This window comes from Telluria sp. AC161, assembly GCF_979258535.1.
This window is the reverse complement of record NZ_OZ409861.1, coordinates 3,410,851-3,423,874: the sequence shown is the minus strand read 5'-3', so window position 1 is coordinate 3,423,874 and position 13,024 is coordinate 3,410,851. Positions and strand designations below refer to the sequence as shown.

Here is a 13,024-nt window from a genome sequence, read left to right as displayed (position 1 = left end):
GGCTCTATTTTAATTGGAGAATCGATTCAGTTCATTAGCCTCGGCGAAGTGTAGAGAAAAAAATCATTATTTCACCTGCCTTTCTTTCCGAATGCTCTCATCGAGGTTTCATAAAAATAGCTACGTCAAAAGAGCGTACTTTATAGCTCAAATCAAGTTGCCCCCATTTGAAACGCCATGTGCGCGTCGCAGTTCTAACATTATGGGGCGAGCTTTGGTATGCTTTTTTACAAAGTTCGATAGTAGATGATATTCATCTGTCATTGCCTTTTCGCTTACGTCATCCCAACTTTTCATTGGACGATCTAACCATCGCAACAGCAGCCACTCAATATTTTTTTCTCGCAAAGAGATAAAAACACCAAACCTCATGCTGTCTTTCTCAGTTTCGACGTAGCAGTGCATTTCTCCAACTACTTCTCGTCTTTCAATTAAGCCACTTTCGGCTAAGTTTTCCAATTCGTCACAACTAGACGATACTGAAACAATTTTCTCGCCGAGATTTATTTTTCCTTCAGTAAAATTAATCATGGACTTATCAACTCCATCAGTGAACTTTTTCCAAAATTGTACGATTTTTTGCCGTGATGTAATGCTGGGTTTTACCATCAGGCTTATAGTTTGCAGGTCAGTCTCGCTCATCGGTTGAGCGGCAGATTGTTGACGTCGGGATGCGTGCTTGGCGACGTAAGCGCGCTTGAACGTATTACGAATTTATGACTGTAGTTATTGAGTTGAGGGAACTTACTGACGAGACGCAAGGCCTTGCGACGTTGCGCCGCGCGGTAGCCAAGGTGGGTATGCTTGTCCCTCAAGCGCCGTTACGCCTCGATGGAAGCGTTGTGAAAATCAGACGAGGGAAAACAAAAAGGCGTCACGATTTCTCGTAACGCCTTCATCGCAACAACAAATTCTTGGTAGGCCGTGCGGGATTCGAACCTGCGACCAACGGATTAAAAGTGCTAGTAGGGGCCAGTATTGCACGGCCTTTGTTCCGCTATTTTACTCGGTCGCCCGAGGTATGTTCTTGCTGCGGTAGGCTCATGAATGAATGGCCTCTTTCCGTCGCTCTCGGTCACAACTTGATCGTGATGGATATTGATAGACGTTATTGTCTCTGGCCCTGACCAGAGAGCGACCAGAACCATTCTTCCCGATGACAAGGAACTTCCGTGAATCAGAAGGGGTTAGTTGTGGCGTGGAAGCAATTTGCACACCTTGCACACATGCACACTAGGAGAGTGCAGCGGTGACTTTCTCAGGCTCATCGCGGCGCTAGTAGCGGGTTCGCTTAACCGATTTTAGAAGCCAAGGCCTGCTCGGATACCAACTGTACAGTTGCTGGTATTTCCGGTCCGCCTCTGGTCGTAGTTATGGTTTGGTTAGTGTTATTTGTGAAAGGTGAGCTGGCGAGTCTGGCACACCCTGCACACCCCGTATATGTGTTGAAGAGGGGATCGCACTGTCTGCGTGCCCAGCACATCATGCACACCAGTTCAAGGGAGAACGAAGGATATGCGCTTCGCCTCAAGACGAATCGTGTGCTCCTTCCGACAGCCGCTGCTTGGCTACTTCCGGTTTCGCCCCAAGACAGACATCACAGCTTCATATAGACCTTAGATAATCGGGCGGCACGACACAAGCGGACAAACGACTTTACCCCGCTACAGGACTTTCTCGTCTTCGTCTTCGTCTTCGTCCATAGTCAGACAGAGCAATGCTTCTTCCGCCGCCTCAGCAAAGTGATGCTCGCGGTGCAGTAGAGTCCAACCAAATTTCCCAGGGTCAACCAACTTTAAACCAAACCTGTTAGGGATCATCACAGCTTTTTCTACGACTACATGTTTTAGCTCCCCGTCCTTGATATGTTTCATAACATCGGGAAGTCTGTGAGCAGGAAAACGCGCGCCGAGAATAACCCGCTTTATCGCCTCTGGTGGTATGTCAGCAACGTAGACGTCGTCACTGACTTTTCTCAGAAGATTAATGGTTCGAATAAAACGCCACTCCCTTTCGTATTCCCACTCTGGGGACTTTGTAATTAAGGTCTGGATCACAGTATCGGGTCTAGGAATTCCGCGTACCTTTTTATTCGTATACCTGACGGCGCAAAGAGTGGCAAATTCTCTTCCTCCCGACGTTGTCATTAGTAATGATGGGTGCGTAATATCAAGCTCGATTACAATCCCGCGATGTTCATCGCCATAATGAGCCCACATGAGCAAATTCAACGGATCCTCGGTCAACGATAACACTCCTAAATCGTCTCTGATCCGGCGGTAATCTAGTAATGCGTTCTCAACAAGACTCTGTTCATTGGCGGAGACTCGTTCATGAACCTCTTTTTCGCTAAGGCTCGGTGAACGATTTCTACAAAATTTCGCAAAATCATCTAAGATAATCTTCCGAGCTGCGCGATCGAATGTCAAATGGCATTCGTATGGGTCGTTAAGGAATTTTGGCTGGGTAAATCTTATCGTCCGATCTTTCAGGAATTTGATTGCCCTGTCGGCTGACATAAACTTGTGAAGTTGGGAGGTACTGCGTAAAGTCATTTGAATCTCAACCGGTTATTTTTTAACAATACTAACTGGAAAAGTGCGAGGAGGCTAGGTGTACGCATCGCAGGAGAATGGCAAATTCTGGCCGAAGGCGGAAGTTCCTCGTAGTCTAGTCTATTAGAACGGTTGCGTAAGTGGCAAGCAGGGTCTGGGCAACCGGCGAGGCGGCCGAATTTAATGTTGAGTCTCGCCCGGCGTCAGCAGCCAAGAGCGCAGCACGTTTTAGCCGTTGTAGCAGGGGCGAGGGGAAGCTTGACTAGATCACCGGGGACCTTTGGGAGCAATCGTTCAGCTTGTCAAAGTGAACCATTTTCGCGGTGCTAGCGGCGATCTCAACCTTCTTAGTCAGAAAAACTCCGGTGACGTTGAGGACCGGACAGGACCAGAGTAATTACCCTTAAGCGAGGCCCTGTCTTTTGTCACTGCGGTGCAGTATGCTAAGCATTCCTGCTGCGAAGAGGGCAGAGAGGGGGACAAGCGCCCCTGCACAGCCTGCCCACGCTGCAGACTGTTATGGCCTCAGTAGTAGAAACCGTAGTCAAGCTCCTCGTAGCTTAGCGCATCCACGAAAATCTGGTCGGGATCGGGGGAGCAGCGAATGTCCGACACCTTCAAGAAAATGCGCTCCGAGCGTTGACCTGTCGCCCGGTCGTAGAGCTTGCCGGTTAGGAACTCAGGGTTGTCGAGGGCGAGCAGCGATTCGTCCAGCGGGATCTCAATTTCGACGAACCCTTCATCTGAAGTGTTACCAAGTATCTTCCCTAATCCGCGGATCTGAATGACGACGCCTTCTGACAAGAGAGTATCCATCCTGGCTAGGTTGCCGCTGTAATCACCTGCCTCATTTGCCGCGTTAAGAGGATATAGGTCGATCGCTTAAGCGTTCAGTGGATTTTTATAGTAGGCAGCACCGCCTGCATTCGTGTTTAGCGGTTCCCCGGACCAGTATTCGATAATTTCCTCGCAGAGCGGGGGAGTTGCGGGGCGTTTTCGAAGACACAACCCCGCAAGTTTTCCGGGAGGCTGACCCAATCAGAGTAGCCTTGTACGGGTTGCAGATGGGTTCGCCCATATTTTGCCTGAGAACACATGAAGATGTCCGGCAGGCAGGCCGGCTGCGCTGGCGAAGCAGCTCAATCGCCTTGTCGTTCAGCAAGATGAACCGGCGCTTGCCGTTCTTAGTGTTTGGTAAATACCACTGTTCCTTGTCGAGGTCGATCGAGTTCCAGCGTGCCTGTAATACCTCGTTCCGGCGAGCGCCAGTCATGAGCAGGAAGCGCAGCGCGTCGGCTAGTGAACGGTTTGGTTCCTCGTCGAGCGCGGTCAAAAACGAGCGGAGTTCACTACCCGGCAAATCGCGCTGTCATTGGTTATTTTCCTGATGCATGCGTATTCCCCGTACCGGGTTTGCCCCGTCAAGCTTGCCCCAGATGATGGCAAGGTTAAAGCATCGCTTGAGCAGCGCAAGATCGCGGTTGGCGGTGGCAGCACACCTCTGTATATGTAGGCGGTCATGGAAATCTTGGATGGCATGACTGCTGATCTGGAGATTGGTAGATCGCCGAACTCAGGCAAGATGTTCCGCATCCGCCCCTTGTCGTCCTTGGCACTGCGCTTTGTAGCGTATGCATGAGGCAGATAGGCATCGGTTACAAACTGCCGAAGCGTTAGTTCCGAGGCTACTTCAACTGCCACCGCTGCTTGAGGATCGACCCCGTTAGCGACCTGACGGCGACAATCCAGTGCACGCTGCCTAGCCTCCGTTACGTCCATTTTGCGGATAATCCCCAAGCTTCGTGCTGCACTTGGTACCGTTGAACGAGTAGCGCAAGAGAAAATACTTGCGGCCGCTTCGGTTGACGATGATGCGCAGTCCCGCAACCTCGGTGTCGGAGCACTCACTCTCCTTGGCCTTAGCAGCTTCTGGGTGCGGTGGGAGCGCATCGATAACTTTTTTGTTAAAGCGAAATTGTCTGTTCATGCATTGAGGTCCTTGGTGGTAGGTTGTGCGCTGATAAGAGCGCGGAAGATGCTCCGGGAAGTTCGAATCCGTGGAGCAGTCCGTACCAGAAGCTTGCGAAACCGAATGGCTGAGGCCGACTTGGGCTATTTAGAGGGCACAATCGTTGGTGGACTACTCTGGCCGTTTCTGGTCTATTTCCGGTCCTGGTGGCGGTTTGCGGTGCTTTTAGCAGGTTCTAGTCGTCTGGGCGACCCTTAATGGGTAGAGGGAATCAATTCACGAGTCAGGAATTCTTAGCGCCGGGCTATTTCATAGCCTCGGTACATTGAGGTATGCTGATGGCAGTACGTGTGCCTACCGTTATCTTGATAGCTTGCACGTCAAATGATGAAAGGCTAGAATTGTAAAGTGACCAATCTTTTGCGATCTTATGCTTCCGTTAAAAATGATAGTAACGAAATGTCGTAATCATTTAGGGAAGATTTTTCTTATTGTGTAAGGATTTATAGTGGAAAAAAATAAAGCTTACGACTTCCCCGAGCATTTTCGCGATTTTGTGTTAATGCCGAAATTTGAAGAAAATATAGAAACCTTGGCGTCGTTGGCTGAGCTCGAGGACTGGGATTATAAGGTGACGCCAATGTCCCATCCTAAGCCAATTTTAAGAAATTATCTGACTTATACCTATAAGCGGGTGGCTGATGAGAAGAAGATTGCAATAACAGCCGATGAAAGCGCGGCCTGCTGGAATACGGGTCTAATTACTAAGAAGCAAGAGCCAATATTTATCCTCTTCGAGAAAAACAAGTTGGATATGCGGCAGCACTGGCATTTTTCGCGTTTTTGTCGAAAGGGCGAATGGGATCTAAATAAATTCTCTGAACTGCCAGAGATGGCGCACTATTTTGATGACCCGGCTGTTTTAGTATTTGATACGCGTCAAGAATTACGTGTTAACGTTGAGCATATTATTGAAGACAATCTGGATCGATTTCCCGATGAGCTTAAATCAATGAATCCTTTTGGCCTCCAAAATTTGGTGAAGGGCGCCATTGATACTGCTTCTGAAAGGGTGAAGAGGAATTACAAGACCGCGATTCCTCAATATTATCAGGGGGCTATACAGTTACTGTTGCCACTGACTTTGCTAGATCCTGCGCGAGCTGATCTTGCGCTTGTTGTTGACCGATTTAGTGGTTTTTATCGCGGAGCAACTTGCTTGACACTCGATATGGCATATAACAACGCCCGTCAGTTAGCTCGACCCGATAGGGATTGGCTGACTCCGTAATCTAGTACATTCTCGTTGTCGTATCAATATTTGAGCTTGCCCCACCTAACGTAAGCTCAAATTTGATTTCGGATATTTGGTATTGGAAGTTTTTAAGTCTGCGAGCTCGCATATTTAGAATAATCTCGAAGGGAAATCATGTATAACTTACTGATGACGGCAGGTGAAGGTAATTGGGATCAGCCAACGTGGATCGTAAATAGTAGTCGTTATCTGGAGTATACAAATAATGTTATTGCTGAAAGATTTAGGCAGCTTAGTGATGATGTGATTTTGAGCTTGCTGAATCTGCCTACACTTTTCACCTACGAAAGCTATCTTCACGCCCCTGCTTACGTTGGCCGAATAACTAGTATCGAGAGGCGACTGCAGGATCTGAAAATCGGCTTCGCAAGAGACCCTAATGTGCCGATGATTCAGTATGAGGCTTTGCAGAAAATGGCAAATGACCTTGATATATCGGATGCTTGGGAATGGAATAGGACGCATTGGGCGATCAAAGACGTTGACCTCACAGCAGTTCTGCGAGCCCATGGAATTATTGGTGACATTGCGCTAGCGGCGCAACCACGCCCACCTAAGGTCTTCATTTCATATTCTTGGGATACTCCTGAGCACTCACAATGGGTCGCATGGCTTGGTAGTCATTTGCGATCGCAAGGAATTGATGTTGTGCTTGACCAATGGTATCTGCATGGGGGAATGGATGTGGCGAACTTCATGGCAAGCTCGCTGCGTGACGCGGATAGAGTCCTTGTTATTTGCACAGAGAATTACGCGCATCGTGCCAATACTCTTGTAGGTGGAGTGGGATTTGAAAGTATGATCGTGAGCGGTGAGTTGATGAGCAGCGTAGGGAGTTCAAAATTTATACCTATTTTAAAGCAGGAATCAAGACCTCCTGTTCTTCCAACCGTTTTGAATGGCAGGTATTTCTATAATCTGTCGGATGGGGAGCAATTTCAACGTGAATTAAGCGCGCTGATTAGGGAGCTACATGGCGTACGTACACCGATTCCACCGCTTGGGGCACGACCGCAATTTTGACCTAAACCAGCACCCGCTGAACCTCGTAGATGCTGCTGATTACCGATGAGGGCAAAGATCTTCTAAAATGCTTGTAGCAACGCTAGGAGTTACTTTATTTTAGGTTTGGCGAACGAGGTCATTTGATCAACTTTGATCGCAAATCTGCTGAGCCGTGCATTTTCTTTCTGGTTGTGTGAGTAGCTGGGGAATATTCTTGGGCAAGCAATCTAGCCGCCCTGCATGCCAAACACACCGTGTGCATACGGCACATTGGTTATGACGGAGTACGGAGCAGGCGGCACATGCCGTACACAGGATAACGAGGAGAAGTGAAACGACACCCGCACGCCCCGCACACCCGGCACACCGAACGCACCTCATCGTCGGAGGAGCGAAGCAGCCAGCACATTCAGCACACTCAGCTCTACTAGAATCGTAGTAAGCCGCAGCGCTGAGGCGAGCATGCTAACGTACCGCGCAGGCAAGTGCGTGTAGTTGTGGAGCTCGATACATCCAAAAACCAACGGACAACGTAACATCGTTGTAGTGTTTATAGCTGGTTAAAGAGGAGTGAAAGCTTGGATAGATCATTTGACCCCATTCGGAGCAATTGGCCAGCTCGTTAAAGTGGACACTTTTTACGTGCTAGGGCCGATTTACACCTGCCTAGTCAGAGAAATTTCGATGTCGGCGTGCTCGACGGCGTTTTACTCACTCTGCATACGCATACGCATTCGTGCCGTGAAGCGTCCGTCGTCGAACTCTGTAGAACTATGGCGCAATTGCTACGTTGTACTAGACATGTCCAATCCTCCTTCACCATTGCCACCGGTCTCTTGAAGAGCCGGGCGGTGGCGTCCATACTTCGCTGCCTACTTCTCTTATGCCCACTGAAGGGCCCAGTATGGAGTTGGCGGAAGCAACCCGACTGGCCAGTCACAGACCACTTAGCGTCTGCGTTTCCTGTTGCCATGAAGCAATATTAGCCGTCCAGGTCCGCGTATGCAAAAGGATTTGCACGCGCACGCTACCAAGGTTGGCCATTGCCAACGAATAGTTACGTTCGACTCCCCATGCATTAGTTGAGCAGGATAGAACTGCATGTATATGGCCCGACAACCGAAGTTCTAAAGACGCAATGTCTTCTAACACCGAAATCAGGCAACCCAGGATGTTTCCAAGGCGACCAGAGAGAAACCAGAAAAGCAAAAAGCCCACGAACCGAAATTCGTGGGCTTCTCGATAATTCTTGGTAGGCCGTGCGGGATTCGAACCTGCGACCAACGGATTAAAAGTCCGCTGCTCTACCAGCTGAGCTAACGACCCAAGGAGGCAGCATTATAGCGGGCGATCCGGAATCGCGCTAGGCCTACCGCATAAATTTCTGCGAGGAACTACTCAAGACAACGCCGACGTCACCTTCAACACCTCGTCCGCCGTGGTCACGCCTTCAACCACCTTCATCGCGCCGGCAATGCGCAGCGGCTTCATGCCATCGAGAACACTCTGCTGGCGCAGCGCGACCAGATCGCCCGCACCCCGCATCAATTTGCCAAACCCCTCACTCACACTCAACAGCTCATAAATCCCGGTCCGGCCCCGATAGCCAGTCTGGCGGCATTCCGGACACCCAATGGGCCGGTACACAACCACAGGCTTGGGAATCTTCCACGCACCGCCAACGCTGTCCCACACATCGTCGCTCAACTCGCCACCGGGCGTCTTGCAGGCAGGGCAGAGCGTGCGTACCAGGCGCTGGGCCATCACGCCGATCAGGGTGGCCTCGAGCAGGTAATCCGGCACGCCCAGTTCGATCAGGCGCATCACCGCCGATGGGGCGTCGTTCGTGTGCAGCGTCGAGAACACCAGGTGTCCGGTCAATGCTGCTTGGATTGCCATCTCGGCCGTTGGCAGGTCGCGGATCTCGCCGACCATGATGATGTCCGGGTCCTGGCGCATCAGCGAGCGCACGCCGTCGGCGAACGACAGGTCGATCCCCGGCTGCACCTGCATCTGGTTGAAGGCAGGCTCGACCATCTCGATCGGGTCTTCCACCGTGCAGACATTGACTTCGCTCGTCGCCAGCGCCTTGAGGGTCGTGTACAGCGTCGTCGTCTTGCCAGAGCCGGTCGGGCCGGTCACGAGGATGATGCCGTGCGGGCGCTTGGTCAGGCGATCCCAGCGCAGGGCGTCGTCAGCCGGAAAGCCCAGCTCGGGCAATGTCTTGACGACGACTTCAGGGTCGAAGATACGCATCACGAGCTTTTCCCCGAACGCGGTGGGCATCGTCGACAGGCGCAATTCGACTTCCTGGCCGCCGGCGGTGCGGGTTTTGATGCGGCCATCTTGCGGGCGGCGCTTTTCAATCACGTCCATCCGCCCCAGCAATTTGATCCGCGCCGTCATCGCAATCATGACCACGGCCGGTACCTGGTAGACCTGGTGCAGCACGCCGTCGATGCGAAACCGTACGACAGCAAATTCACGCTTCGGTTCCAGGTGAATGTCCGAGGCGCGCTGCTCGAAGGCGTAACCCCATAGCCAGTCGACGATATTGACGATGTGCTGGTCATTGGCGTCGAACTGCTTGTTCGCCTTGCCCATTTCGACCAGCTGCTCGAAGTTGTTGCGCATCGCGACGTCTTGCCCGCTGCTGCGGTTGGCGTCGCGGATCGACTTGGCCAGCGCAAAGAATTGCGAAATGTACTGGGCGATGTCGAGCGGATTGGCCAGCACCAGTTCGATGCGGCGCCGGGCGACTTTCGCGATCTCGGCTTCCCATTCGGTCAGCGCCGGATCGGCGGTGGCCACCACCAGCGTCGTGGCCGTCATTTCCACCGGCAGGATATTGAAGCGCGCCGCGTAGCCGGCCGACATCACATCGGCCACTTTCGTGAAATCGATCTTGAGCGGATCGATGCGGATGAAGGGCAGGCCGACCTTGGCCGCGCACCATTCGGTCAGCACGTCCAGCGTGAGCAGGCGATGGGGCGGTAATTCCGAAACGAGCTTGCATTGCGCCACCGCCGTGAGCGGGTGCATCGAGCCAGGTGCATTCTTGAGAATGCCCTGGGCCTGGGCGAATTGGGCCTTGACGTTGTCCTTCGTGACGATCCCGTCGGCCAGCAGCCACGAAAAAATCGATTGCAGGTCGAGCTTGCGCAGACTGGCGGGTTTTTGCGGGATGGCGTTCACGGTGGCCCTTGGCAAATCAATCGGTGGCGAACAATCCCTTGACCCAGGACGCGGCGGGCAGCTTGGTCTGGAGTTTGATCTGCGCTGCCCGTTTGGTCAGCGCGTCCTCGTCGAGCGTGGGGCGGGTCTTGAAGCAGAGCGCGACCACATTACCATCGTGCACTTCGGGCAGGCACAGCACGTGGCTGAAGGCGAACTTCATGGCCTTGAGGTTCTTGGCAAAACTCGGGTGGTCGCCAAACAGATTGACGGTCATGATGCCGTCGTCTGTCAGGCAATTGGCGCAGGCGACGTAGAACTCGGGGGTGTCGAGCACCGGGCCGCGCGCGGTGGCGTCGTAGAGGTCGCATTGGAACACGTCGAACGCGTTGTGGTGTTCCGGGTCTTCGACGAAGTCCAGCGCGTCCATCTCGAGCACGGTCAGGCGCTCGTCCAGGCCCGGCAGCTTGAACATCGAGTTGCAGATGGCGATCACCGACGGGTTCAGTTCGATCGCGGTGACGGTGGCCTCGGGAAACTGGCGGTAGCAGAACTTGGTCATCGTGGCCGCGCCCAGGCCGAGCTGGACGATGGCGCGTGGCGACTCGATGAACAGCATCCAGGCCATCATCTGCTGCGCGTACTCGAGTTCCGGCCAGTCAGGCTTGCGGATGCGCATGGCACCCTGGACCCATTCGGTGCCGAAATGCAGGTAGCGCACGCCCTCCTGTTCGGACAGCGTGACGGGCGCGTACTTGGGTTTGCGGGAAGGGCGGCGCGACGATTCGGCCTGTTCGATGGATTTGCGTTTGATGAGCATAAGACTGCCTGATGGAATCGCCCTATTATCGGCGGTTGCGTTCCCGCAGCGCAAGCTCGGTCCACGATCCGCACCCTGCATACGACAACGCGGCCACCGGGGCCGCGTTGTCGTTGCTGAATGACGAATCTTAGCGCTGATACTGGCTGTAGGCCTGGCCGTCGTCGTAGCTGTCCAGTGGCTGGACCGACACGCGCAGGCGCACGCGGTTACCTGGGTCGTTGCGCATCAGTGACGTGTAATTCTGGCCACGGTATTCGTAGGTCACGTTGTAGCCGGCAGTGCGCGATTCGATGGCTTCGACGGTGCGGCATTGCTGCACGGCTTGCTCTTGCACGCTGCTGCCCTGACGGCCATTGTTCTGGACGCGGTCGCCTACCATGGCGCCGGCGATGGCGCCAGCGGCCGATGCGGCCACTTTACCGTTGCCGCTACCAATCTGGCTGCCGAGCAGCGCGCCGGCGATACCGCCGACGATCGTACCGCCTGCGTTGCGCTCTTGCTGCACGGGCACTTGGACGTATTCGGTACGGCATTCCTGACGCGGGGTGCGGACTTGCTCGACGCGTGGCTCGACGCGCACCACCCGGCCGAAATCTTCAAAGTCGGCAGCCTGTGCCAGCGGCAGGGTGGCCACACCCAGGGCTGCGATGATCAGTTTGGCTTGGAATTTCATGATGGTCCTCGTTCAGTGGTGCGACGTTGGTTGAGACAATAAATACAGCCTGCGTTCAAGTCTTGATAGTACGCCGATCACAAAAACGCATCGAGTCCCCGTGGCAACAAAATGTAACAGCCGATGGCGAGGCGGTTGAAGCGCGCCAGAATGAATCAGCCCGATTCGCCTTGTTTTTGAGGCAGGCAAGGTGGTACCGATTCTTACAAATGACTATTCGCAATGCACATTTGGGTTGCTTCCAATACCACAAAACGTTACCCTTACACAAATCATGGACTTATTGGCGTATAGCAACGACAGCGAGGTAAGCGGCAGCAACGCCCCATGGCGTCGCGACGGGTTGCGCGATGGCGCGTTATTGACAGGTCAACTTGAGGAAAAAATGAGTTTGTTGATGAGAGTGGCGCCGAATATTGTGCAAGCGATCCGCGCGTTTAACGTTGGCGATCTGCAACAGGAGGCGGGGCAACTCGGACATCATTTTCTTTACGCACATTGCGCCAATACGCTCACCAAACAACAAGTCTGCGCCCGCATCGGCGAACAATTTTATTTCCCCAAGCCCTGCAGCAAGAACTTCGATGCGCTGCGCAAATGCCTGACCGAAACCGTCCACGAAGCAGGCCCGCAGCCGGGCTTCATCGTGGTGCTGGAGCAGCTGCCAAGCGCCCAGAAGTTCGACAAGGAAGCGCGCGAAAACCTGCTTGACGTATTTCGCGATGCGGCCGAATTCTGGGCCGAAAAGAAGGTGCCGTTCCGCGTGTTCTACTCGTTCGCGACGGTGCCGCCAACCGCCTGAGCGAGGGCCAAGGTCGTCATTTCAGGCAGCATTTGGTGCCCGTCGTTACGGTACAATGCCGGCTATGAAAAATATCGTGATCCTGATTTCGGGCCGCGGAAGCAATATGGAAGCGGTCGTGCGAGCGCTTGATGCCGAAGGTTGGCCAGCCCGTATCGCCGCCGTCATCAGCAATAAACCTGAAGCCGGCGGCCTGGCGTTTGCGCAGGCGCGCGGCATTCCCACTGCGGTGGTGCCCAGCAAGACGTTCGCCACCCGCACCGAATTCGACGCCAAGCTGCAGCAAACCATCGACGTCTTCGAGCCCGACCTGGTCGTGCTGGCCGGTTTCATGCGCATCCTGACGGCGCCGTTCGTCGAGCATTATGCAGGCCGGATGCTCAATATCCACCCGTCGCTGCTGCCGCTGTTTCCGGGATTGCACACGCACCAGCAGGCGCTCGATGCCGGTTGTACCGAGCATGGCGCGACAGTCCACTTCGTCACGGCCGAACTCGATCACGGCCCGGCGGTCTTGCAGGCACGCATTCCCGTCCTGCCGGGCGATACCGAAGCCACGCTGGCTACCCGCCTGCTGGTCGAAGAACACCAGCTTTATCCGCGCGCGGTGCGCCTGTTCGTTGAAGACCGTCTGGTCGTCGAGAACGGTGCGGTGCGCATCGTCGAGCCTGGCTTTGACGCCATTAGTATTTAAAACGCATTGTTTTA

12 protein-coding genes and 1 tRNA gene are annotated in these 13,024 nt (G+C 53.6%); 4 read left to right on the top strand and 9 right to left on the bottom strand.

Annotation, left to right across the window (positions count from 1 at the left end; all coding sequences use genetic code 11):
- Window positions 1-147 precede the first annotated feature (147 nt).
- The 5 genes from ACZ0AJ_RS15335 to ACZ0AJ_RS15315 form a co-directional block, all read right to left on the bottom strand.
- The gene (locus ACZ0AJ_RS15335; RefSeq protein ID WP_499455332.1) at window positions 148-642 is read right to left on the bottom strand and encodes a hypothetical protein; all 495 of its coding nucleotides are present in this window, start codon (window positions 640-642) and stop codon (window positions 148-150) included.
- Between the two features lie 1,022 nt (window positions 643-1,664).
- Window positions 1,665-2,555, bottom strand: coding sequence for a DUF2971 domain-containing protein (locus ACZ0AJ_RS15330; protein WP_499455331.1), 891 nt, complete (start codon window positions 2,553-2,555; stop codon window positions 1,665-1,667).
- Window positions 2,556-3,080: 525 nt separating this feature from the next.
- Entirely contained in the window at window positions 3,081-3,359 is a 279-nt protein-coding gene (locus tag ACZ0AJ_RS15325) for a hypothetical protein (protein WP_499455330.1), read from the bottom strand.
- Between the two features lie 97 nt (window positions 3,360-3,456).
- On the bottom strand, window positions 3,457-3,915 hold the full coding sequence (locus tag ACZ0AJ_RS15320; RefSeq protein WP_499455329.1) for a tyrosine-type recombinase/integrase: 459 nt from the start codon (window positions 3,913-3,915) through the stop codon (window positions 3,457-3,459).
- 399 nt (window positions 3,916-4,314) lie between these two features.
- Complete coding sequence (locus ACZ0AJ_RS15315) at window positions 4,315-4,542, bottom strand: Arm DNA-binding domain-containing protein (protein ID WP_499455328.1); 228 nt, start codon at window positions 4,540-4,542, stop codon at window positions 4,315-4,317.
- A 490-nt stretch (window positions 4,543-5,032) separates the two neighbouring features.
- Between ACZ0AJ_RS15315 and ACZ0AJ_RS15310 the strand changes: the two genes are divergently transcribed.
- Both ACZ0AJ_RS15310 and ACZ0AJ_RS15305 read left to right on the top strand, forming a co-directional pair.
- Window positions 5,033-5,815 carry a DUF3825 domain-containing protein gene (locus ACZ0AJ_RS15310; RefSeq protein WP_499455327.1) on the top strand — a complete coding sequence of 261 codons (783 nt, stop codon included), beginning with the start codon at window positions 5,033-5,035 and terminating at the stop codon, window positions 5,813-5,815.
- A 138-nt stretch (window positions 5,816-5,953) separates the two neighbouring features.
- Window positions 5,954-6,862 (top strand): toll/interleukin-1 receptor domain-containing protein, encoded by a 909-nt coding sequence (locus ACZ0AJ_RS15305; protein ID WP_499455504.1) that lies wholly within the window; start codon window positions 5,954-5,956, stop codon window positions 6,860-6,862.
- A 1,232-nt stretch (window positions 6,863-8,094) separates the two neighbouring features.
- Here ACZ0AJ_RS15305 and ACZ0AJ_RS15300 read toward each other — a convergent pair.
- The 4 genes from ACZ0AJ_RS15300 to ACZ0AJ_RS15285 all read right to left on the bottom strand — a co-directional run bounded on the left by ACZ0AJ_RS15300 (window position 8,095) and on the right by ACZ0AJ_RS15285 (window position 11,514).
- Window positions 8,095-8,170 (bottom strand) — tRNA-Lys (locus ACZ0AJ_RS15300).
- Between the two features lie 72 nt (window positions 8,171-8,242).
- Complete coding sequence (gene tfpB, locus ACZ0AJ_RS15295) at window positions 8,243-10,039, bottom strand: type IV pilus assembly ATPase TfpB (protein WP_499455325.1); 1,797 nt, start codon at window positions 10,037-10,039, stop codon at window positions 8,243-8,245.
- Window positions 10,040-10,055: 16 nt separating this feature from the next.
- A complete protein-coding gene (locus ACZ0AJ_RS15290; protein WP_499455324.1) occupies window positions 10,056-10,838 on the bottom strand; it encodes a spermine/spermidine synthase domain-containing protein in 783 nt (260 codons plus the stop codon).
- Between the two features lie 130 nt (window positions 10,839-10,968).
- Window positions 10,969-11,514: a glycine zipper 2TM domain-containing protein gene (locus tag ACZ0AJ_RS15285; RefSeq protein WP_499455323.1), complete on the bottom strand. Its 546-nt coding sequence runs from the start codon at window positions 11,512-11,514 to the stop codon at window positions 10,969-10,971.
- 274 nt (window positions 11,515-11,788) lie between these two features.
- Between ACZ0AJ_RS15285 and ACZ0AJ_RS15280 the strand changes: the two genes are divergently transcribed.
- Window positions 11,789-12,316: a barstar family protein gene (locus tag ACZ0AJ_RS15280; RefSeq protein WP_499455322.1), complete on the top strand. Its 528-nt coding sequence runs from the start codon at window positions 11,789-11,791 to the stop codon at window positions 12,314-12,316.
- A 64-nt stretch (window positions 12,317-12,380) separates the two neighbouring features.
- Window positions 12,381-13,010 carry a phosphoribosylglycinamide formyltransferase gene (purN, locus tag ACZ0AJ_RS15275; protein WP_499455321.1) on the top strand — a complete coding sequence of 210 codons (630 nt, stop codon included), beginning with the start codon at window positions 12,381-12,383 and terminating at the stop codon, window positions 13,008-13,010.
- Window positions 13,011-13,024 lie beyond the last annotated feature (14 nt).

Coding starts and splice junctions, on each gene's coding strand:
- ACZ0AJ_RS15315 (WP_499455328.1), bottom strand. CDS start 4,542: ATGAACAGACAATTTCGCTTTAACAAAAAAGTTATCGATGCGCTCCCA.
- purN (WP_499455321.1), top strand. CDS start 12,381: ATGAAAAATATCGTGATCCTGATTTCGGGCCGCGGAAGCAATATGGAA.
- ACZ0AJ_RS15305 (WP_499455504.1), top strand. CDS start 5,954: ATGTATAACTTACTGATGACGGCAGGTGAAGGTAATTGGGATCAGCCA.
- ACZ0AJ_RS15285 (WP_499455323.1), bottom strand. CDS start 11,514: ATGAAATTCCAAGCCAAACTGATCATCGCAGCCCTGGGTGTGGCCACC.
- ACZ0AJ_RS15335 (WP_499455332.1), bottom strand. CDS start 642: ATGAGCGAGACTGACCTGCAAACTATAAGCCTGATGGTAAAACCCAGC.
- ACZ0AJ_RS15280 (WP_499455322.1), top strand. CDS start 11,789: ATGGACTTATTGGCGTATAGCAACGACAGCGAGGTAAGCGGCAGCAAC.
- ACZ0AJ_RS15290 (WP_499455324.1), bottom strand. CDS start 10,838: ATGCTCATCAAACGCAAATCCATCGAACAGGCCGAATCGTCGCGCCGC.
- ACZ0AJ_RS15330 (WP_499455331.1), bottom strand. CDS start 2,555: ATGACTTTACGCAGTACCTCCCAACTTCACAAGTTTATGTCAGCCGAC.